This is a genomic window from Aeromonas sp. 25-AL00135, assembly GCF_054052385.1.
In genome coordinates this window covers 229852-250672 of record NZ_JBSTYQ010000003.1, presented here as the reverse complement: position 1 = coordinate 250672, position 20821 = coordinate 229852, and the positions used below count along the sequence as shown (strand labels likewise).

At 54.7% G+C, this 20821-nt stretch carries 19 protein-coding genes; 9 read left to right on the top strand and 10 right to left on the bottom strand.

Annotated features, from left to right (window positions below; genetic code table 11):
- Positions 1-70: 70 nt before the first annotated feature.
- The 10 genes from ACW5XC_RS04035 to ltnD form a co-directional block, all read right to left on the bottom strand.
- On the bottom strand, positions 71-1495 hold the full coding sequence (locus tag ACW5XC_RS04035; RefSeq protein ID WP_074042632.1) for a restriction endonuclease subunit S: 1425 nt from the start codon (positions 1493-1495) through the stop codon (positions 71-73).
- The gene (locus tag ACW5XC_RS04030) at positions 1495-3012 is read right to left on the bottom strand and encodes a class I SAM-dependent DNA methyltransferase (RefSeq protein WP_042056234.1); all 1518 of its coding nucleotides are present in this window, start codon (positions 3010-3012) and stop codon (positions 1495-1497) included. Before ACW5XC_RS04030 ends, ACW5XC_RS04035 begins: the two co-directional genes overlap by 1 nt.
- 25 nt (positions 3013-3037) lie before the next feature.
- A complete protein-coding gene (gene hsdR, locus ACW5XC_RS04025; protein WP_042056236.1) occupies positions 3038-6445 on the bottom strand; it encodes a type I restriction-modification system endonuclease in 3408 nt (1135 codons plus the stop codon).
- 2 nt (positions 6446-6447) lie between these two features.
- Positions 6448-7386 carry a restriction endonuclease gene (locus tag ACW5XC_RS04020; protein WP_042056238.1) on the bottom strand — a complete coding sequence of 313 codons (939 nt, stop codon included), beginning with the start codon at positions 7384-7386 and terminating at the stop codon, positions 6448-6450.
- 234 nt (positions 7387-7620) lie between these two features.
- On the bottom strand, positions 7621-9123 hold the full coding sequence (locus ACW5XC_RS04015; protein ID WP_042056241.1) for a GntP family permease: 1503 nt from the start codon (positions 9121-9123) through the stop codon (positions 7621-7623).
- Positions 9120-10067 carry a D-erythronate dehydrogenase gene (denD, locus tag ACW5XC_RS04010; RefSeq protein WP_042056243.1) on the bottom strand — a complete coding sequence of 316 codons (948 nt, stop codon included), beginning with the start codon at positions 10065-10067 and terminating at the stop codon, positions 9120-9122. Before denD ends, ACW5XC_RS04015 begins: the two co-directional genes overlap by 4 nt.
- A 35-nt stretch (positions 10068-10102) precedes the next feature.
- Positions 10103-10876 (bottom strand): 2-oxo-tetronate isomerase, encoded by a 774-nt coding sequence (gene otnI, locus ACW5XC_RS04005; RefSeq protein ID WP_042056245.1) that lies wholly within the window; start codon positions 10874-10876, stop codon positions 10103-10105.
- The gene (otnC, locus tag ACW5XC_RS04000) at positions 10873-11505 is read right to left on the bottom strand and encodes a 3-oxo-tetronate 4-phosphate decarboxylase (protein ID WP_042056247.1); all 633 of its coding nucleotides are present in this window, start codon (positions 11503-11505) and stop codon (positions 10873-10875) included. The genes otnI and otnC overlap by 4 nt, the downstream gene beginning before the upstream one ends.
- Entirely contained in the window at positions 11498-12748 is a 1251-nt protein-coding gene (otnK, locus tag ACW5XC_RS03995; protein ID WP_042056248.1) for a 3-oxo-tetronate kinase, read from the bottom strand. The genes otnC and otnK overlap by 8 nt, the downstream gene beginning before the upstream one ends.
- A complete protein-coding gene (ltnD, locus tag ACW5XC_RS03990; RefSeq protein ID WP_042056251.1) occupies positions 12745-13653 on the bottom strand; it encodes an L-threonate dehydrogenase in 909 nt (302 codons plus the stop codon). Before ltnD ends, otnK begins: the two co-directional genes overlap by 4 nt.
- Before the next feature lie 253 nt (positions 13654-13906).
- Between ltnD and ACW5XC_RS03985 the strand changes: the two genes are divergently transcribed.
- From ACW5XC_RS03985 to ACW5XC_RS03945, 9 genes are all read left to right on the top strand, one after another.
- Complete coding sequence (locus tag ACW5XC_RS03985) at positions 13907-14704, top strand: DeoR/GlpR family DNA-binding transcription regulator (protein ID WP_042056253.1); 798 nt, start codon at positions 13907-13909, stop codon at positions 14702-14704.
- Between the two features lie 680 nt (positions 14705-15384).
- Positions 15385-15957: a TetR/AcrR family transcriptional regulator gene (locus tag ACW5XC_RS03980; protein WP_042056255.1), complete on the top strand. Its 573-nt coding sequence runs from the start codon at positions 15385-15387 to the stop codon at positions 15955-15957.
- 21 nt (positions 15958-15978) lie between these two features.
- Positions 15979-16788, top strand: a complete 810-nt coding sequence (locus ACW5XC_RS03975; RefSeq protein WP_042056257.1) for a transcriptional regulator — start codon at positions 15979-15981, stop codon at positions 16786-16788.
- Positions 16788-17303: a FidL-like protein gene (locus ACW5XC_RS03970; protein WP_042056259.1), complete on the top strand. Its 516-nt coding sequence runs from the start codon at positions 16788-16790 to the stop codon at positions 17301-17303. Before ACW5XC_RS03975 ends, ACW5XC_RS03970 begins: the two co-directional genes overlap by 1 nt.
- 721 nt (positions 17304-18024) lie before the next feature.
- Complete coding sequence (locus tag ACW5XC_RS03965; RefSeq protein ID WP_010634659.1) at positions 18025-18303, top strand: BMC domain-containing protein; 279 nt, start codon at positions 18025-18027, stop codon at positions 18301-18303.
- Between the two features lie 16 nt (positions 18304-18319).
- A complete protein-coding gene (locus tag ACW5XC_RS03960; RefSeq protein WP_042056260.1) occupies positions 18320-18604 on the top strand; it encodes a BMC domain-containing protein in 285 nt (94 codons plus the stop codon).
- Positions 18605-18615: 11 nt separating this feature from the next.
- Complete coding sequence (locus ACW5XC_RS03955; protein ID WP_017408466.1) at positions 18616-18897, top strand: BMC domain-containing protein; 282 nt, start codon at positions 18616-18618, stop codon at positions 18895-18897.
- 53 nt (positions 18898-18950) lie between these two features.
- Positions 18951-20537, top strand: coding sequence for an acetaldehyde dehydrogenase (acetylating) (locus tag ACW5XC_RS03950; RefSeq protein WP_052451240.1), 1587 nt, complete (start codon positions 18951-18953; stop codon positions 20535-20537).
- 26 nt (positions 20538-20563) lie between these two features.
- Positions 20564-20821, top strand: coding sequence for a EutN/CcmL family microcompartment protein (locus ACW5XC_RS03945; RefSeq protein ID WP_042056263.1), 258 nt, complete (start codon positions 20564-20566; stop codon positions 20819-20821).

Sequence of the window (20821 nt, the reverse complement as noted above, 5' to 3'; positions counted from 1 at the left end):
TCCCTCGAAAAAGGGTTACAACATATTACGCCCAGAAAATGGATATGTTGTAACCCGTGCTTTGTCATTTTTATTGTTTTAACGTGCGCTTTTTCTTTTTGCCACCATTAGCAGCCCGCTCGGTTTGAATGCGGGCCAACAGGGTGGCTGCGCTATTCTCACCGCTGATCAGATCCGGGTTGGCGGCACGCCAGTCGGCAGTCAGCTCGCCACGAAATGCTTTGACCAAAATGGCCTGGGTCAGGTTATCGACCCGCACCTTGGCGGCTTTGGCCTGCTGCTCGAGGTTATCGGTAAAGGCAAATAGCTGTTCCACCCGACGGACGATTTCGGTTTGTTCTTCCACTTTAGGTAACAAAATCCGGAGATCTTTTAATGCCGGCATGTAAATTGTTTTTACGGTTGTACCTTGCCCAGAGTTTAATAAATGATCTTTAGCCGCCATAAATGAATACATTAAAAATTTATTGTTTAGCTCATCACCACAAATCCAGTTTGCAAAGTGTTGAGTCGTAGACATCTCCTTACCCATGATCGTTACATAACCGACAGAGATATCACGACAAAAACAAACTGTCCCTTCAGGAAGTAAACGAGCGCTTGAATTTTCGATGCCTTTCATTGTGGGCTTGAATTTAGTGTTTTTAATTATTGTTCCGTTAGCTTCACGAATATCCTGAAGACTCAACCAATATACATTTCCATTTTCCCAATATTCTGAAACTGATTTGCGTGGAGTATGACCAGACTCTAATATCGCTAGTCTAGTTAGTTTCTCCCATTTCCAACCTTTTGGTGCTAACTCTGACTCAGAACCAATCGACATGGATGGATGAGAAATATCAATAGAAGATGTTCCTCGCCAATCCTCCGTCAGCTTGCCACTCACCGCAGCAGCAAGTATGGATTGGCGGAAACGCTTGATAATATCCGGAATACGGGCCAGACGGGCTTGGGTGGCCTCCACCTGAGCCAGCAATTTATCAAGCCGGTCGGCAATCTCTTTTTGCTCTGCTTGTGAAGGGATATTTAAAGGTAGACATTCAATATCACCCTTTCTAATTGATGGCACTGTTGTAGACCTAGAAGCGTCAGTCAAATCCACAGTGCGCATAAAGTAATGTATGAATCGCTTTGATATCAGCTTTTCAGGTATTACCGCCATCACATTGTTATCGGCTAAACCAGCCCTCGTAACAAATGCTCTGCGATTTAACTTTATTGCTTCACCTATTTTTGCGAATAGCGTGGTACCTTCACTGAATACTTCTCCCTTAAGTTCCTTAGCCTCTAACTCTCCTACATAATTCCCTGCAAGAAATGCTTTTCCTTTGTGATTTATAACAGCATTGGATATATCGCCAACTTTATAGACAGGATATATCCCCTCTTGCTTACCCTGATATTTGTGAGGAAAACCCATACCACTACTCACTCGAACAACAGCGCCGAGGGTAATATGAATCCAATCATTTGGTACGCAGGAGGCTGTCATTATTCCATCTCCTCCAGCGCCTTAACCAACTCCTGCAACTCAGAGAACGCAGCCTCCAGCTCCTCCTTGGCCTCGTTAGCCAGCGCCAGCGGTTCGGGCAGATCGGCGACATCAATGCTGTTTTGATCCTTAAGCCAACTGATATCCAGCGAATCGCCCTTGTGGTCGCGGATCCATTCCCGGCTAAAGCAGCGCCAGCGACTATGGGCCAGACGGCTATCAACCTGCTGATTGGCGGCATCCTCCGCCAGCTCGACCTCTTCGGCCCCAAAGGACCAGTCGCCTTCGGTGCGCAGGCTTAGACCGTGGGGATCGTCACCAAAGCAGCGGATAAAGGGGGTCAGATATGCCTCAGTAAAGGGGGTGCGCTTGCCAAAGCGTGGCATATTGGTGCGCAGATCGTAGACCCAGACCGCCTTGGTATTGCCCTTGTCCTGACGTGGATTGGCGGGTTTAGAGAAGAAGAGCACATTGGTCTTCACCCCGGCGGCATAGAAGATGCCGGTGGGCAGGCGCAGTATGGTATGCAGGTTGCATTTTTCCATCAGCGCCTGACGGATCTGTTTACCGACCCCGTCTTCAAACAGCACGTTATCGGGCAGCACCACGGCCGCCCGACCACCAGGCATCAGCATGACGTGATACATCAGGTGCAGAAAAGAAAGTTGCTTATTGCTGGTATAGAACAGCAGGTCATCACGGGTGGGCACGCCGCCGCCTTTCTTGGTGCCAAAGGGCGGGTTGGCCAGGATCAGAGTGGCCTTGGGGAGCTGTTGGCCCTCTTCGGTCAGGGTATCGCCGTAGAGAATGCCGGCATTTTGGTCATCGATGGCCAGATCGTGTAGCATCAGGTTCATCATGGCCAGACGGCGGGTATCGGGAACCAGCTCCATGCCGAAGAAGAGTTCGTGCTGATAGCGGTTGTAGGCGACTGGGTCCAGGCTGGCGATATCATGGTGCTGCTTGAGGTAGTGGTGGGCGCTTATCAGAAACCCGCCGGTACCGGCCGTGGGGTCCACCACCACATCGTCCAAGCTTGGCTTCATCAAATCGACCATGACATTGATCAGCACGCGAGGGGTGAAGTACTGGCCGGCGCCGGATTTCTTCTCTTCGGCGTTGACCTGCAACAGCCCCTCGTACATGTTGCCGAGCCCTTCCTCCCTGGCGCTGTACCAGTCGAGCTTATCGATCTCGCTGACTAGCTTGTTCAGAGTCACTGGTTTGCGAATCACGGTGCTGGCATTGAGAAAGATGGAGCGGGTGATGAGGGAGCCGTGACCGCCCAGATGCAGCAGCAGCTTCTTGTATTCGGTGAGTATGTCTGCCGCGTTGTTGGCTTTGAGATCCTGCCAACGATAGCCCTCCGGCAGATGCTGCTCCTGTCCGGTCTCTTCCACCATTTTCAGGAAAATAAGGAAGGTCAGTTCATTGAGGTACTCGTGATAGGTGACACCGTCATCACGCAGCAGGTGACATAGGTTCCAGAGTTTGTCGATTAGGTCTTGGGTGCTCATAGGATCTCAGAGAAAAAAGGGCCGCTCAGGCCCAGAGTGCACGGTTAAATTCTTCCAGTATGTTGGTCACCGGTTGCTGGAACAGCTTGTCGGCCCGCTTGCTCCCCCCATGGGCGCTAAAGATCCCCTGATTGAGGGCGTTCGCGTCCACCAGCGTCGCAGCCTTGGCCTGTTTGGCGATCAGCTCCAGCCACTGTTTTTGCGGTGTCGACCATGGGCGGTCATTCAATAGCTTTTCCAGTGCCCTGTCCACCCTTTGTTCCCAGGGAACCAGTGGCTCGCCAAGCGCAGATTGGCGGATGAAGCCGATAATGCGCGCCGCAATATCTTGCTGGGTGACTTCATGCCAGGCGGTCTGCAGATCCTTTTCGCGGAAGTGGTGGCGTTCCAGTTCGACGGCCAGGGCCTTGAGACTTTGGCGGTCCAGCTCCCAGGGGCGCTGCACTATGACCTGGAGCGCAGGCAGGCGGTTGCTGTTGGCGTTGATAAAAGCCTTGAAGGCTCCGAGGTAGTCTTCCGGTTTCTGGCCATCACCATAGCCCTTGGTGGTTTTGATAAAGGTATCTTCCCCCTCGTGGATGACGAGGCCTGGACGCAGGCGACCACCGCCTTGTAGCTTGGCATCCAGGATTGCTCCCAGCCCAGGATGATGCTGGAACCAGTCGGCCACCTCGGCCAGCGGCAGGCGCTTGAGGTATTTGGCCAACTCGGTGGGGGATTGTCCGGCGATGGTTTGAAAGGCATCCAGCTGGCCAGGCGTGAGGTGCTGCTTTTTGACCTGCAGCTTCGCGATAAACTGGTTACGTGCCAGTTGCAGGAGATCCGGCGCATGTTCCTGGCGCAACTCCTGCTCCAGCTCGGTGAAGCTGATATCGACCTGGGTGACGACAGGCTTCATGGTGTTGACCGACTCGAGCTGCTTATAGATATCCACCGCATCATAGATATGGAACGGACCTTTGCCGATCTCCGGACAGAGTCGAGTGGCACGCCCTAGCATCTGTTCAAATAGGATGCGGCTGTTGACTCGGCGCAGGAATACCAGATTACAAATCCGGGGGACATCTACGCCTGTAGTCAGCAGATCTACGGTGACGACGATATTGGGTAAGCGATCATTTTTGAAGTGGCGTATCCGCTCGATGGGCTTGTCGCTTGCCCCCGTGATTTTCTGCACCGCATCATCCTCTACCTCGCCGTGATAGGCCTCGATAGCAGACTTGAAGGCTTCTACCACCTCATCGGCGTGTTTGTCCGTGACGCAGAATACGAGCGTCTTGGCATCAGAATACGGATTGATGGAATCACTCTCGATAAGCCATTTTGTCACTGTCTTGGTGAACTCGGGGGCAATGACCTTGCGATTGAAATCCCCGACATCGAAATTGAGTTCATCCGGCGTCTGATAGGTTTCAATACTGTTGTCGGTCTCGTGGTAGACCTTGACCTCTTCGTTGATTGCGTAGTTGATCCCTTGTTCTGTCAGCTTGGTATGCAATCGAATCGGTGGTTCGTGATCATTTAGGTAACCATCCAGCACAGCTTCGGTATAGCTATAGGTGAAGATCGGAGCACCGAATATCTCGGTGGTGTGCAAGGCTGGGGTGGCGGTAAGGCCGATCTTGAAGGCATCAAAATAGTCGATCACCGCACGATACTTGGATTGATAGTCTTGCTGATCGCGAAACAGGATTTCGGTATCGCTGAGTTCCCGATCCAGCAGATAACCACGATGACATTCATCCACGATGATGCAGTCGTACTGGCCGATGCTCGGTTTGCTGTTATCGCCGGGATAAAGGAGACGCTTGACCAGCCCTTGGACTGTGGTCATGTGAACCTTGGTTGAATCCTCTGGCTCCGGAACAGGCGGTTTATTCTGCACCATTCCCAACACCTCAAAGGTGTCGGCAAAGGTACTGAGGCTTTCCAGCCGTACCGCTGTGAAGTCATCCGTGGCCTGTACTCCCAAAGCGGACCTGTCTACCAGAAACAGTATGCGTCGAAAGCGTTCGGCTTTAAGCAGACGATAGACCATGGCTATCGCGGTCTTGGTTTTGCCGGTGCCCGTTGCCATGGCAATCAGTGCCGATGATTTTCCCTCTTTGATGGCCTTTTCCACGGATTGAATAGCGCTGACCTGGTAGTCTCGCAGCTTTAGCTCGTAGTCGAAGCCCATCTGCTCCAACTCTGTATTAGCCTGTTGTGTGGTCTGTCGAAGATAGGTTTGCAACTCTGCTGGTGAAAACCAGCCTTTTAAGCAGCGCCGACGGTTGGCATTATCCCGGACATCAAGGAACCAGATGCCGCTCTCTAGTTCCAACTGTTTCAGGTAGGGACGCCCATTAGTGGCAAACACCAGAGGAACCTTGAAGGCTCCGTAGGTCGTTTCAATGAGGAAAGCCCCTCGTTCTTGTAGGTCTGTGGCGTAACGTTTGGCCTGATCGATGGCTCCATAGACGTTGCGGGCACTCTTTTTGGCCTCGATGACCGAAACGGGGGTGAGGCCGCAGAAGAGCACATAATCAGCGGGGCCGGATGCGGTTGGCCATTCAGCGATGGCTCTATTCGTGTTAGGGAGTGGACGAGCCCCTTTGGAAAAGCGCAGGTTAACTGTGTCAGCCTCCCATCCTGCTTCGGTGAGCTGCTGATCTATGATAAGCCGGGTCTCTTTCTCGTTCAGCTCGAGTGATGCTTTCTCGATGCGACGAATCTCGGAAGCCTGACGCTCTTTACCCAAACCGACAAACTTTTGAATGTATAGGATATTTGCCGCATCCATCTTGGCTCGGTATTCGGCAAGCTTGGTTTCGTGTTCGGTAGCCAATTGCTCCCATACTTGACTCTCCGAGGCCATCGTATCCGCCCGTTCCTTTTCGGCTTGGGCTCTTTGCGCTTCTATCTGGCGTAATGTTTCGGCATGGGAAAGACGATCTTCAGTGGAACGAGCCAGTTTTTGCTGTTCCAGCAAGGCTTCTTCTAGCTGGCGCAATTTCTCCGAAGGGTCGCGCGGCTCGATAAATGCGGTAAGTTTGAATTCTTTCGCCTTGCTGCCACCAAAAGTGATATGGAACCAGCCAGCCAGTGCATGAGCAATACGTAGGGCAACTAATGCATCACGGTGTGAGGAGGAAGATACGTCATGGGTTGCTGCATTACCGAGTTTTCTCAGGGTATGAAATGCATCCTTGACCAGCTTGTCGAGCCGCAATACCTGATCCAGTTCTCGTAGTAGATCAACCTGCCTAATGTCTGGGCCGCTATCAACGCCGACACGAGATGCAATTGTTTTGGCTAACTCCTCGGCCAATTGACGCATCTTGATTAGCGTCGTATTGGGGTCAGGGACGAAACAGATCTCTGCAGTCTTGGCTAGGCGTACCAGCAGTTCATCGTGGCATTCAAGAAAATCGAAGTTGCTCTGCAGTTCCATCGTTACTCTTCCGTGAAGTAATCCGAATCCAGGGTCTTGATTGTGAGGGTCTGGCGGGTGGTGACGCCGACGCCATATTCGACCATCAGGGCTGCGAGTCGGGCGCCGTCGATCAGCACGATGCGCTTCTCAATCAGTCCGACATACTCCCGTGCCTCACGGCTAAAGCTGGAGGTTGTGATAAAGACCCCCTTGCGGGCCTTGTGCAAATCCAGTGCCCCCGCGAAAGACTGGATCTCGGGACGCCCAACTGTTTTATCGGTGTAGCGCTTGGCCTGCAGGTAGATGGAGTCGAGACCCAGCCGGTCTTCCTTGATGATGCCGTCGATCCCGCCATCGCTGCTGTAGCGAGTGGTGCGGGCCGCATCCTGCTGGCTGCCGCCATAGCCCATGGCCACCATCAGATCGACCACCAGCTGTTCAAAGAAGCGAGGGGAAAGGCCAAGGATTTCGGTCAACAGGTCATCGGCAAGAGACTGATTGATGGCAGCCAGCGCCTGCTCAATCTGCTCTTGTGGTGTGCTGGCTTGCACGTTATGTGGCTCGTCCGCGGCATCGGTTGTGCCTTGTGTCAACTTACCTGTGCTTTCACTGGACGCCAGAGTAAAGGTCACGAACTCCTTGAACTGAGCCAGATAGTGGTTATCGATGTTCTGACCCGATGCCAAAGCAGCCTTACCCCGTTCGGTAATAAGGCAGACGCCCCGCTTGGGTTGCTCGATGAGCCCTGCCTTGACCAGATAGGTCTTGGCCCAGCCGACCCGGGAGCGAACCGTGGTTTGCCGCCCGCTCGGCAGGGTGTGAGCCAATTGCTCAGGGGTGAAAGCGTAATGATCGCAGACGGCCTGATAGACCTGACGCAATGGGAAGCTTTCGCCATTTTGCAGTACAGAGAGCACCACAGGCATCATGCGCTCATAGCTTGGTATGGAGTCACTCATGGAGAATTAGCAGGGTTCGACACGACATGGGATGTAATAATCCCATAAAACCGTTCCAATTTGTTTGAATCAGGACTCAAAAGGTCTCAAAAAGTACACGAGCAATTACCGAACGTTGAGATTTTAATCAATGAGTCAGGGCTGGTTGGTTCTTCAGTGCCAGGAACAGAAAGAGAGCCGCTCTGTTAGTGCGGCTCTCTCAGTGAACGTCGGTGTAGCTATGTGAGCTAGTCGCTATTTATTTTCCGTCACAGTGTCACTGAGAACCGGAACAGGTTGACGACGAACAATCCAGATAATAAGCGCCAGTACCAGTAATGGCAGAACAGGATCAAGCCAGGTGCCACCGGAGCCAAACAGCAGGTTGAGCAGGGCTACGCAAGTACCGCCGATAGCCCAGGCGATAGTGGTAGGAATAGACCAGACCACCATTTGCTGCTTCACGTCGGATACCCCCATCATACGGTTAACCACCCAGAACAAGCTGTCGTTGAAGTAACCGAAGAACAGCGAGCCCATGGTGGCAGCTTGGGCAGCCAGCAACATGTTGACCCCGGGGATCTGCGCCAAGATTGGTGCCGAAATGGAGGCTGCCGTCACCATGGCGACTGTGCCAGAACCTTGGATGATGCGTACCAAGGTTGCCACGATGAAGGGGATCAGGATTGGGGAGATTGGCAGCAAAGCGATCTGCTCGGCAAGCTGCTGGCCAGCGCCGCTGTCGCGTAGAACTGCCCCCAACGCCCCCCCGGCACCGGTCACCAGCAGGATGATACCGGCCGATTGCAACCCCTCTTCAAGGCGCTCAGCGGTGGCGTGCTTATCCATGTGCGGCACCAAGGTATAGACCGCCAGCAGCACACTGATAGCGAGTGCGATTATCGGTGTGCCAATGAAGTTGACGCCCTGAACCAACGGGTTCTCCATCAGACCATTCATTCCATCCAGGGTGGCGAGCGTGGTGAAGATGGCCTTCAGGAAGATAAGCACGATGGGCACCAAGATCGGCAGCAGCGACAAGGTCAGGCTTGGCAAGGGCTTGCCCTCCTTCTCCTTGAGATACTGTTCGTAGGTGACCTGCAACTCATCCGGCGTTTTTTCCGCCTGCTGAGAAAACTCGGGGTACTTGCGGTCTAGCCACTGAGCGTAGAAGACGATGCCTATCACGCAGGGGATGGCCAGGGCCATGCCCATCAAAAGCATGGCGCCAATATCCACGTCAAACAGACCGGCAACACCGAGTGGGCCCGGTGTTGGCGGCACGGTGTGGTGGGTCACTACCAGGCCACCAGCAAGTGCAACTCCCAGGGTGAGCAGGGAGCGCTTGCCGCTTTTCGCCAGCGCCTTGGCAACCGGGTATAGGATGACGAAGGCGGAATCGACAAAGATAGGAATGCTGACTATGTAGCCGGTAATGGCTAGTGCCCACTCCTCGCGACGCTTGCCGAGCCATTTGATGAAGCTATAAGCGATCTGCTCTGCTGCTCCGGACACTTCCAATAGGCGGCCCATCATGACACCGAGGCCAATGACGATACCAATGCTGCCAAGGGTGGAGCCAAAGCCCTGGGTGATGACGGTAAGGGTCTTGTCGATGCTCATGCCTCCGGTGATCCCGGCGATACAGGCCGCCGCCAACATGGCAATCAGGGCATGCACCCGAGTGCGGATAACCAGAAACACCAATACGAAAACCGCAATGATAAGGCCAATGATAGGGGTAGGAATGGTGCTCATAATGCCTCCTGCAGGTCATGGGCTATAAAGCTGTCAATGATCTCAGCAAACGTCCTGTCTGCCATGAAGCCGGATGCCAATGCCCGGCTGTTGTCAATCTGTCCAGGCCAACTGGCGACGATGCGCTCGATGGCAGGATCGGCAGCAAACTGCACCCGATCCAGAGCAGCCTGACCACCCGTTCGAGCGAGGGCTTCCATCATCTCGCCCACGGTAACGCTGATGCCGGGCAGGTTGATGCTGCGGAAATCGCCTGTGGCGGTAAGCCTGGCGGCCCGCAGGAAGTTATCAACTACAGTGGCGGGGCTTGAGAGCCAAAGACGAAGCTCGGGGCTCACCGGGCAGATGGCGCTCTCCCCTTGCAGAGGCTCGCGGATAATGCTGCTGACAAATGATGAGGCGGCGCGATTCGGCTTGCCTGGTCGTACGCAGATAGTGGGTAGCCGCAGAACCAGCCCATCCACATAACCTTTGCGGCTGTAATCGTTGACCAGTAATTCCCCCATCGCCTTCTGCGCGCCATAAGAAGAAGTCGGGGTAAGCGCGGTGCTGTCGTCCACAATCTCAGGCAGTGGACCGCCATAGACAGCCAGCGAGCTGGTGAATACAAAGCGGATGCTAGGATGGGCATGACGGCATGCCTCCAGCAGGCTGCGGGTGGTGTCCAGGTTGACCTTCCAGCCGAGATCAAAATCCTGCTCGGCGTGGCTGCTGACGATGGCAGCAAGGTGATAGACAATGGCAGTGCGTTCGCATATCAGAGATTCGGCCACCCCTGGGGTAGTCAGGTCTGCCTGCAGGCAGCGTACGCGTGGATCGGGCAGGCGCTGTGGCTCCTGAATGTCTACCAACAGTAACTCGCTGAAAGAGACTGTACTCTGCAACAGGGCACGAGCAAGCTTTTGTCCCAAAAAGCCGCCGCCTCCGGTGATAATTATCTGCATATCGTTATCCTCAGACTCATTCGTGTATAGGGTCGTTATTGCTTTGTCAGCCAGGTCAGTCCTTGCCGGGTATTGCCTCTGGGGTTGTATTCACAGCCGATCCAGTCGTGGTAGCCCACCTCCTCCAGTACCTTGAACAGGTGCGGGTAGGCGATTTCCCCTTCGTCCGGCTCGTGGCGATCCGGCACTGAGGCGATCTGGACGTGGCCAATAGCCGAGCCCAGCTTGCCGATGAGACGGGTGAGATCCCCGTCCATGATCTGAGCGTGATAGAGGTCAAGCTGTACCCCTACGTTCGGTCTGTCTATCTCATCTACTAGCGCCAATGCGTAGAGCTGGTGAGCCAGAAAATAGCCGGGCACGTCCCGATCGTTCAGCGGCTCCAGCAGCACCTTGATGCCGTCTTCTGCCAAAAAGTCGGCGGCGAAGCGGATGTTTTCTATCAAGGTCTGGCGATGGGCGGCAAAGCTGTGGGCCGGATCTACGATGCCGCTCATGGCGTGTACCTTGCGACACCCAAGCGCCAAGGCGTAGTCACGCACTGTTGATAGGTGGCTGCGAAACTCGGCTTCTCTGCCGGGGATGGCAGCCATGCCGCGCTCCCCCATCGCCCAGTTTCCCGGCGGCATGTTGAACAGCGCTTGCGTCAAGCCGAACTGCTGTAACTGGCGGGCGAGCTCGGCGGCGGGCCACTCGTAGGGGAACAGGAACTCCACCGCTTCGAAGCCAGCCTCACGGGCCGCAGCGAAACGTTCCAGAAACGGTAACTCGGTAAACAGCATGGTGAGATTGGCGGCAAATTTGCTCATGGTTTCAGACTCCTTAATTCCTTGATTTCTGGTTCGTTCAGATAGCGGATCTGCCTGCCTTGCAGCAGCAGGGCCAGGCGAGCCGTCTCTTCCAGTTCCTCCATGTTGTTGACCGCCTCGACCAGATCCTTGCCAGTGACCACGGGACCATGGTTAGCCAGCAGGAAGGCGTTGCCATCAGGAGCACGGCGACCAAGTTCCTCAGCTATGCGTACATCCCCAGGCTTGTAGTAGGGAATGAGCGGCAGCTGGCCAACTCGCATCACGTAATAAGGGGTAAAGGGACGTATCACATTGGTCGGATCCAACCCCTCTAGACAAGAGAGGGCGGTTAGATGGGTGCAGTGCAGATGTACCACTGCCTGACAGTCCGGATTGTTGTGGTAGATAGCGAGGTGGAAAGCTACCTCCTTGGAAGGGCGGTCCCCCCCGAGGTGTTCACCGCTCATGCTCACGGTTGAGAGACGAGTCGGATCGAGCCTGCCAAGGCTGGAGCCGGTTGGGGTGGCAAGCAACGTGCCATCCGGTAGTTTGGCCGAGAGATTGCCAGCACCGCCTGTGGCATAACCCCGTTCGAAAAGAGATGCGCCCAGCATCACCATGGTGTTGCGCAGAGCCTGTTCAGTCATGGAAAAACTCCTGTGCCCGGCTGAAGAAGGTGTCGTCACCAAAGTTGCCCGATTTAAGCGCCAGCGAAAGCGGTGCGTCGGTAGCTCGAACCCATGGCACGCCGGGAGCAATCTGGGGGCCTATGTGGAAAGCGGAGATGCCCAATGCCTGGGTAATGCCGCTTGAGGTTTCGCCGCCAGCGATGATGAAGTTATCCACGCCGGCCTCTTTCAGCAGCACGGCCACTTGTGCAAAGCATTGCTCCACCGCTTTACTTGCCGCGTCACGGCCATGGCGTTCCTGAATGACAGCTAGCTCGTTCGGGCTGGTCGTAGCGTGGATCATAGGGGCAGGAGAAACCGGTTGGTTCAGGACCCAACGGGCCAGCTCGGCCGGATAGTCTGCTTGTGTCAGGCAAGCAGCCACATCAAGGGCCAGTGCCGGCGCAACAGATCGATAGTGTGCGACCTGGCGGTTGGTCATTTCGGAGCAGGAGCCCGACAGCACAACAGCGCGGGTACCGACTGGCCGTCCTGCCTCGCGGGCAGCGGCCAGATTACCGCTGCCGAGCAACCGGGCCAAACCGATGGCGAGTCCGGAACCACCAGTGACCAACGGCATATCGATAGCGGCCTCGGCAATGTCCAACAAATGCTGCTCGGTAAGGGTATCTACCACGGCGTAACGCACACCATCTTGTTTAAGTTGTTCAAAAGCGTCAGTAATGGCACGAGGGCCCTGCTCGATGATGGCGAACGGCACCAGTCCGGCACGCCCCGCGGCCTGTGCCTCCATCAGTCGCAGCAAATTGCTGTCTGTCATAGGAGTGATGGGGTGGTGTCGCATACCAGATTCAGCGAGCGGCTGGGCACCAACAAAGAGGTTTCCTTGATAGACGGTACGCCCGTTTATCGGCAGCGCTGGGCAGATAAGCGTGAACCTGCTTTCCAACGCCCCCAGCAGAGCGTCAGTGACCGGACCGATATTGCCGGCTGCCGTGCTGTCGAAGGTAGAGCAATATTTCTGGTAGATGCGTGGACAACCGAGCGCCTTGAGCCAGTCTAGGGCAGCCAAGGTATCGCGCACCGCCTCGTCAGTCGGGCAGGAACGGCTCTTGAGGCTTATCACCACAGCATCAACTCCCGTCAGGTCCACCGTTGCAGGGATACCGGAGAACTGGATTGTGGCGAGGCCGTTTTCCACTAGAAAACCTGCGATATCGGTTGCGCCGGTAAAATCGTCTGCAATAACACCAAGTTTCATGCTGCGCCCTCCTGTTCCGGCAGGATTATGCCGTTGAAGATCTTGATGACAGCGCTGTCGTCCTCCTTCCCATGACCGGCATTGCTAGCCGTGAGAAACATATTGAGAGCAGTGCTAGCCAGCGGCAGCGGGAAGTTCAGCGCCTTGGCTGTATCAGCAACCAGATTGAGGTCCTTGACGAAGATGTCGACTGCCGAGCGAGCCTGATAGTCACCGGTCAGTACCCTGGCCATGCGGTTTTCGAACATCCAGGAGTTACCGGCGGAATGGGTCACAACGTCATACATCAGGTCCAGTGAGACGCCGGCACGGCTTGCGAGTGCCATGGCCTCGGCGGCGGCCGCAATGTGCACACCTGCCAGCAACTGGTGGATAATCTTGACTGTGCTGCCTTGTCCTGGCTCGCTGCCGATCCGGTAGACCTTTCCAGCCACAGCATCGAGAACCGGCCGCAAGTGTGCAAAGGCAGCGTCGGCACCAGCCGCCATTACAGTCATCTCACCCGCATCGGCTTTAATTGCACCGCCTGAGACTGGGGCGTCCAGCATCAATAGTCCGAACCCTGCCAACTCGCGAGCAAAAGTGGCAGCCTCATCTGCTGAGATAGTGGAGGAAATCATTACGCCCGTTCCCTGTTTGAGATGAGCGGCCAAACCGTTCTCGCCAAACAGGATTCTGCGTACTTGGGTTGCGTTGACCACTAGCAGTAGGACTGCGTCCAACGTCTCTGCTAAGGGGCGGGCGTCGGCCATAACAGCAGCAGCCCCGGCGGCCTGCAGTTGCTCTCGAGCATTCTCGCAAAGGTCAATGCCATAGGTGACAAGCCCGGCCCGCAGGCAGGAGCGAGCTGCACCCATACCCATGGCCCCTAGGCCTATGACGGCAACGTGATATGGTTTGCTCATCTGTTAGTTCCTCAATAACTACGGATGAGGCCATGATAGGGGCTTGAGGCGATCAAATATCAACCATCCATCACATAAATTAACTTTTTGATGTTAATATTTGTGATTAATCAAGTTTGTAGGATTTCCATCTCACTAAACATCGATTCTCATTGTGAATAAATGTGATTCCTGATGCTTTTTAAGAGTTTTTACCATTTTTTCCCATTCACCTGGGCTAAGATGGCTCCAGTATTTTGAACTGGAGATATCCATGATCCCGATAGAGCGGCAGCAACGAATTCTGCATCTACTGGCAGAACGTGGGGCAGTTAGTATTACGGAGCTCACTGAGTGGCTTCAGGTCTCCCATATGACCGTAAGGCGGGATATTCAGAAGCTTGAGGAACAAGGCAGGGTTCTGTCTGTTTCTGGTGGAGTAAGTCTGACTCAGCGTATTCGAAGCGAGCCCTCTCATGCGGACAAACGAACGTTAATGCAAGATGCTAAAGTCGCGATAGCACACGCGGCTGTTGAACTTATCGAGCATGGAAGTTCTGTCTATCTCGATGCAGGTACCACTTCCCTTGAGCTCGCTCGTCTGCTGGCCTCGCGTGATGACCTGATGATTGTGACCAATGATTTCATGGTATGCGGCTATCTGATTGAGTTTGGAATGTGCAATCGTCTATATCACACAGGTGGATTAGTAGTCCGTGACAATCAGTCTTGTGCCGGTGAAGCCACTGCTCATTTTTTGCGAAACCTGCATCTTGATATTGCTTTCCTCTCAACCTCCTCATGGGATGCAACAGGCATCTCTACACCAAGTGAACAGAAAGTGCCTGTTAAGCGTGCAGTAATAGATGCTGCAGCCAAGAGGGTTCTCGTTTGCGACTCATCAAAATATGGCAAAGTGGGGACATTTAATGTAGCTAGCTGGGAGGTGATCGACCAAGTTATCACTGATAAGAATTTACCCTTGGCAGCAGAAGAACTCCTTCTCTCCCACGGAGTTAAGCTGACCACGGTTGAACTACATGATTCGGGGCGTGCCACATTAATCAAATGATAAAGACCACACTTAAAAAGCAGCAGGAAACAAGAGGAACTCTCGTTAGGCCATTGCTTACTGGTTGTCGTCATTTGACTCATCATCCTATACAGGGCCAGTCATCAAAGTGACTCACATCTTCTTGCCCAGTAATGCGCCTCCAACGACAAACGTGTGATCTCGATCGACTGATTGCATTGTATATATGAAAAATCGGTGGCTACAGTGGCTACGCGGCTACAACTCCCTTCTAGAGCGCGCCATTGCTGTGTTTGTCGTGTAGCCACTACTCAAAAAAGTGGTGGCTACACGTGGCTACACGCCTCTTACTGGGTGGCTACAGCCCCTTTTTGTCGCCACTGTAGCCACCATTTTTGCTTCTTTCATTAACAACGCCGAAATGGCATACCCGTGGCCCTTGGTTCCTGCTCACTGGGGTTATTCACCCCCTACGTCATCTCCTTCATCACCCAATACTCTTTCATCCAGCACATAGGCCCTCATCGACTTCCCCTTACCTGGCAATCTGCCCTACCGCAGTCGCTAATCATTATCTGGACTTGTGAGCTGATAGCCGGCCTCAAGGCACATGGGTAAATGTGACCTAATACACAAGAATGGCATCTCGTCTTGGAACACATCTTCTGAGTTGATAGCGATCAAACAAAATCATACCGTCTGGTCGGTATGATTCAGTAATGAACATGGAAACAGCACACCGTAAAAAAGATCCTGTCCGTTTGCAGGAACAACTGCTGGAGTCAGCAGCCACAATCGCTGCTCGAGACGGCATCGCAGCTCTGTCTTTGAATGCCGTAGCCACTGAAGCCGGTGTAAGCAAAGGTGGATTACTACACCATTTCCCTAATAAGCAATCACTGATCTTTGCTCTCTTTGCTCGTCTACTGGCAATTATGGAAGAGGCTATCTCAGCACTGATGGCTGCTGACAAGACTGAATATGGCCGTTTTACTCGTGCTTACCTGCACTATCTTTCTGCCCCTGAATTAACGGACACCCAGGAGAGTCGCCAGTTAATGGTACTTTCATTGGCCATGCCGGATGAACCAGTGTTGCGAAAATGTTGGCGTGACTGGATGCAGGCACATCTAGAGCAAGGTGATGAGTTGGACAATAGCCATACTGGTACGCTGGTACGTTATGCCGCGGACGGTATTTGGCTATCGGAGTTAACCGAAGGGCGCACCATGATTGCAACGCACCGTCAGGCGCTGGTTGAAACTTTGCATAATATGACGCTCCCCATATAAAGCACATGGATTGAGGCCGAGATGCGCTACTTCATCAATGCCCGCTTCATTTATGATGCGACAGATGGTTCCTTGACTCAGCGGGAAAGTGTTGAGCCGGACAGTCAATTATCCATTACCGCCAATGCGCTTTTTTATTTTTTCTTACGAAATACAGGGATCGTGAGCCGAGACGAGGTGCTTAAAAAAGTCTGGGATGATAACGGATTAACTTCATCGAACAGCAATCTCAACCAATACCTGAGCATATTGCGCAAGGCTTTTCGCCAGTACGATATAGACAATATCATCATCACGGTATCGCGCGGTTATTTGCAGCTGAATCCAGACGTCATAATTGAACCTATCGATGATGCTCCCGCGCCACCCAATGAAATAGCGACCCCGCCAGCCATGGTGGCAACCGCCGAACCGGTAATTGAGCCTGCAGAGTGGCAACTTCCCCTCACTCCACACTCCCGAGGAATATGCTGGTATATCGCTGGTGGCTGCATGCTCGTTTTTGCCCTACTACTGGTGGCATTCGGTCTGTTGAATGACCGTGAGCCCCGCCCCCTTTCAATGACACAGATCCCCAATAACCAGTGCGAATTGCTGGCCAGCGACGAGATGCTGCGATCGGTCAGCGCCACGACCTACGGTAAGCATTTCGAGCAGGTGCGCCAGCGTTTGAACATCAGTTGCAAACCCGGCGAGCGTTTTTTGTTTTTCTACGGGGACAGACTGGAAACCAACGGCCTGGGCCGGGTATTTCTGGCCCACTGCGCCATGCACGAAGACAACCCGTTCAGCTACTGCGACAACTATTTCTACTACTCCTGGAAGCCGTGATGAGACTTGCGCCGCGTCCCTTTTTTCTCTTCTCCTGCACCCTGTTCCTCGCTGCGGCACTCTATGCCTGCTACCAGCTGCCGACCGAAAATGATGGCATCATGAGCTGCGCCACCAAAGGCATCATGCGCTTTGAGGACATGAACAAAGAGAACGTCAACGGCAACATCCACTTCAATTTCGGCCGCCAGGGGAAAGGCTCCATGGTGGTTGAAGGCTATACCGATTCGGCCGCAGGCTGGCTCTACCTCCAGCGCTACGTCACGTTTACCTACAGCAGCAACCGGGTCTCCTCCACCGAGCGTCAATACCGCATCAACAAATGGGAAGCGAGCGCCTCCTCCATCGATCAGTCGCCGGACGTGATCTTCGACTACTTCATGCGCGAGATGTCCGACAGTCACGATGGGCTGTTTCTGAGTGCCCAGCGGCTCAATCAGCAGGCCATACTGCTGAGCTCCATCAACTCGCCGCTCTGGATCTGCACCCTCAAATCCGGCAGCAAACTGAACTAGTTCCGGCAATACGGCGGCAATCCCGACCCAAGCGTCGACGACGCGCACATATCGCCCTGCCCCACAAGCTGACCCGCGCAAGCCCCTATGACGCCACCCCAATGCGACCTGTCCGCCTGTTTGCCCTAAAGGCAGTGCCGTGGTGACTGCCGGCCCCCCTTCCCCCGACTACACATCCGTGCCGACAAGACGCCCCTTGCGCATCACCAGGCAGGACCGGTTCCCGCTACTTTTCCAGCCCGTACCATCCCCCCTCACGCCGGCATCCACATGACTCGCGCCCGCTCTCAATGCAACCTCCCCCGTCTGGCCCGCCGTCACTACCTTTATCTCTCCTTCCCGTCACACCCGGCTCACTTTTTACATTTAGCGTCGCCGGCAAAACATGAGCTCCGCCACAGTTAGCTGCCGGCCAAATTACCTCTCGGCCCCCATAACACAACAACCCATTAACATCAGCCAACGATCTTTTCCCGGGCCTGAATTCGGCCTTATGCAAGGCATAAAACAGTCTCGTGGCCGCAGCATAAATAGATAAATGCGGCTTATAAAAACAATAGATTCAGAACAACAAACTAAATATTTCATTTTTACAGATTCAAATTCCACAAATACCGCCAGTACCTATAGTGGCGATTGAACACCGCAACCGTGGCTCAACGCCGTGACACGGACGGAGTTCCTTAACCACACCACACATATCTGTTCTGAGGAGATCACCATGGGTGATGCATTGGGGCTTATCGAAACCAAAGGTCTGGTGGCTTGCATTGAAGCCGCGGATGCCATGTGCAAATCCGCCAACGTGGAGCTGATCAGCTATGAAAACATCGGCTCCGGCCTGGTCACTGTCATGGTGAAGGGGGATGTCGGCGCAGTGAAAGCGGCGGTGGATTCCGGCGTGGAGTCGGCACAGCGCATCGGTGAAGTGGTGACCTCGCTGGTCATCGCCCGTCCGCACAACGACATCAACAAAATCGTCATTAAACACAAGGCTTGAGGCCGGGAGATCGCAAATGGGTGATGCATTGGGTTTGATTGAAACCAAGGGCCTGGTGGCCTGCATTGAAGCGGCGGATGCCATGTGCAAAGCCGCCAACGTCGAGCTGATCGGCTATGAGAACGTCGGCTCTGGTCTGGTCACCGCCATGGTGAAAGGCGACGTGGGGGCCGTGAAAGCCGCGGTGGACTCCGGCGTGGAATCCGCACAGCGCATCGGTGAAGTGGTGACCTCGCTGGTCATCGCCCGTCCGCACAACGACATCAGTAAGATTGTCGCCCACTACAAAATTTCCGAATAACGGGAGAGAACATGATGAAAGAAGCACTTGGTCTGATTGAGACCAAAGGTCTGGTGGCCTGCATTGAAGCGGCTGATGCCATGTGCAAGGCCGCCAACGTCGAGCTGATCGGCTATGAGAACGTCGGCTCAGGCCTGGTCACCGCCATGGTGAAAGGCGACGTCGGCGCGGTCAATGCGGCGGTGGATTCCGGTGTGGAAGCGGCGAAACGCATTGGCGAAGTGGTCACCTCTCGCGTAATCGCCCGCCCGCACAACGACATCGAAAAAATAGCGGCGCAGCACAAGGCATAACCTGAGAGGGCACGCCCCGCCCGCACTTTTTTAGTCTGATGAAGGATAGATTCATGATTGAACTCGATACCGATTTGCTCTCCCGCCAGAACGCGAGAGAACTGGTGCGCAACGCCAAGCAGGCACAGGTGATTATGGCCACCTTTTCGCAGCAGAAAATCGACGCCATCGTGAAGAACGTGGCCGAAGAAGCCGCGCGCCATGCCGAAACGCTGGCAAAAATGGCCGCAGAAGAAACAGGCTTTGGCAACTGGCAGGACAAGGTGTTGAAAAACCGGTTCGCTTCGCTACACGTTTACGATGCCATCAAAGAGATGAAGACCGTCGGGATCATTCATGACGATCAGGTGAAAAAAGTGATGGACGTGGGCGTGCCGCTGGGCGTGATATGTGCGCTGGTACCCTCCACCAACCCGACTTCCACCATCTTCTACAAAACACTGATCGCCCTCAAGGCAGGCAATGCCATCATATTTTCGCCGCATCCGGGCGCACGCCAGTGCAGCTGGAAAGCCATTGAAATCGTCAAGCGTGCCGCCGAAGCCGCCGGGGCTCCGGCGGGTATCGTGGACGGCGTCACCCAGCTGACCCTGGAGGCGACCTCCGAGCTGATGCATAGCAAGGACGTATCACTGATCCTTGCAACCGGTGGCGAAGGCATGGTGCGCGCGGCCTATGCCTCCGGCACTCCGACCATCAGCGGCGGCCCGGGCAACGGCCCGGCCTTTATCGAACGCAGTGCCGACATTCACCAAGCGGTGAAGGACATCATCACCAGCAAGACCTTCGACAACGGCGTGATTTGCGCCTCCGAACAGTCGATCATCGTCGAACGCTGTATCTACGACGAGGTTCATCGCGAGCTGGCAGCCCAGGGCGCCTACTTCATGAACGAAGACGAGGCCGCCAAGATGGCCGCCCTGCTGCTGCGCCCGAACGGCACCATCAACCCGAAAGTTGTGGGCAAGACCGCATTTCATCTCAGCCAGCTGGCCGGTTTCAGCGTACCACCCAGCACCCGCGTGCTGGTGGCCGAGCAGACCACCGTCTCCCACAGTAACCCCTACTCCCGTGAAAAGCTGTGCCCGGTGCTCGGCCTCTACGTGGAAGAGGAGTGGAGAGCCGCCTGTCATCGGGTGGTTGAGCTGCTGACCAACGAAGGCCTTGGCCACACCCTGGTGATCCATACCCGCAACCAGGATGTGATCCGCCAGTTCAGCCTAGAAAAACCGGTCCACCGAATCCTGATCAACACCCCAGCCGCCCTCGGTGGCATTGGGGCCACTACCAACCTAACGCCAGCACTGACCCTCGGCTGCGGAGCCGTTGGCGGAGGCTCCAGCTCCGACAACGTCGGCCCGATGAACCTGCTCAACATCCGCAAGGTGGGTTACGGCGTACGCACCATCGAAGAGCTGCGAGCCCCCATTCAACCGGTTGCGGTGCAGCCCGCAAGCTCCGCCCCGGCAGCGCCCCAGCACTGCAGCATCCTAGACGACGCTCGCTTCAGTGCCCTGACGCCAACCTGCCACAGCGCCGACAACCGCTTTGCCGGCGCCACCGCCGAGGTCGGCGGCGAGATCAGCGAGCAGAACGTGGAGCGGGTCATCCGTCAGGTGCTTGAGCGTCTTGGCAAGTAACCCATTGAGATAAGGCGATAAAAACCATGATTCTCGCAAAGGTAACCGGACATGTCGTCGCCACGCAGAAGTGCGATGAGCTGCGCGGCAGCAACCTGCTGTTGATCACCCAGCTGGACGATCAGCAACAACCGATGAAGGACCGCTCTTGGGTCGCCATCGATAGTGTCGGCGCAGGCATGCACGACATCGTTCTGGCCGAGGAGTACCTCGCGCTCAACAGAGACCGCTACAAGGCCATGTCGGTGGTCGCCATTGTCGAGAAGGTGTTTCGGGACGCTTGA

Coding starts and splice junctions, on each gene's coding strand:
- otnK (WP_042056248.1), bottom strand. CDS start 12,748: ATGAAACTTGGTGTTATTGCAGACGATTTTACCGGCGCAACCGATATC.
- ltnD (WP_042056251.1), bottom strand. CDS start 13,653: ATGAGCAAACCATATCACGTTGCCGTCATAGGCCTAGGGGCCATGGGT.
- otnI (WP_042056245.1), bottom strand. CDS start 10,876: ATGAGCAAATTTGCCGCCAATCTCACCATGCTGTTTACCGAGTTACCG.
- ACW5XC_RS04035 (WP_074042632.1), bottom strand. CDS start 1,495: ATGACAGCCTCCTGCGTACCAAATGATTGGATTCATATTACCCTCGGC.
- ACW5XC_RS03965 (WP_010634659.1), top strand. CDS start 18,025: ATGGGTGATGCATTGGGGCTTATCGAAACCAAAGGTCTGGTGGCTTGC.
- ACW5XC_RS03975 (WP_042056257.1), top strand. CDS start 15,979: ATGCGCTACTTCATCAATGCCCGCTTCATTTATGATGCGACAGATGGT.
- ACW5XC_RS04030 (WP_042056234.1), bottom strand. CDS start 3,012: ATGAGCACCCAAGACCTAATCGACAAACTCTGGAACCTATGTCACCTG.
- ACW5XC_RS03945 (WP_042056263.1), top strand. CDS start 20,564: ATGATTCTCGCAAAGGTAACCGGACATGTCGTCGCCACGCAGAAGTGC.
- ACW5XC_RS04020 (WP_042056238.1), bottom strand. CDS start 7,386: ATGAGTGACTCCATACCAAGCTATGAGCGCATGATGCCTGTGGTGCTC.
- ACW5XC_RS04015 (WP_042056241.1), bottom strand. CDS start 9,123: ATGAGCACCATTCCTACCCCTATCATTGGCCTTATCATTGCGGTTTTC.
- denD (WP_042056243.1), bottom strand. CDS start 10,067: ATGCAGATAATTATCACCGGAGGCGGCGGCTTTTTGGGACAAAAGCTT.
- ACW5XC_RS03985 (WP_042056253.1), top strand. CDS start 13,907: ATGATCCCGATAGAGCGGCAGCAACGAATTCTGCATCTACTGGCAGAA.
- ACW5XC_RS03970 (WP_042056259.1), top strand. CDS start 16,788: ATGAGACTTGCGCCGCGTCCCTTTTTTCTCTTCTCCTGCACCCTGTTC.
- ACW5XC_RS03950 (WP_052451240.1), top strand. CDS start 18,951: ATGATTGAACTCGATACCGATTTGCTCTCCCGCCAGAACGCGAGAGAA.
- ACW5XC_RS03960 (WP_042056260.1), top strand. CDS start 18,320: ATGGGTGATGCATTGGGTTTGATTGAAACCAAGGGCCTGGTGGCCTGC.
- ACW5XC_RS03980 (WP_042056255.1), top strand. CDS start 15,385: ATGAACATGGAAACAGCACACCGTAAAAAAGATCCTGTCCGTTTGCAG.
- otnC (WP_042056247.1), bottom strand. CDS start 11,505: ATGACTGAACAGGCTCTGCGCAACACCATGGTGATGCTGGGCGCATCT.
- ACW5XC_RS03955 (WP_017408466.1), top strand. CDS start 18,616: ATGATGAAAGAAGCACTTGGTCTGATTGAGACCAAAGGTCTGGTGGCC.
- hsdR (WP_042056236.1), bottom strand. CDS start 6,445: ATGGAACTGCAGAGCAACTTCGATTTTCTTGAATGCCACGATGAACTG.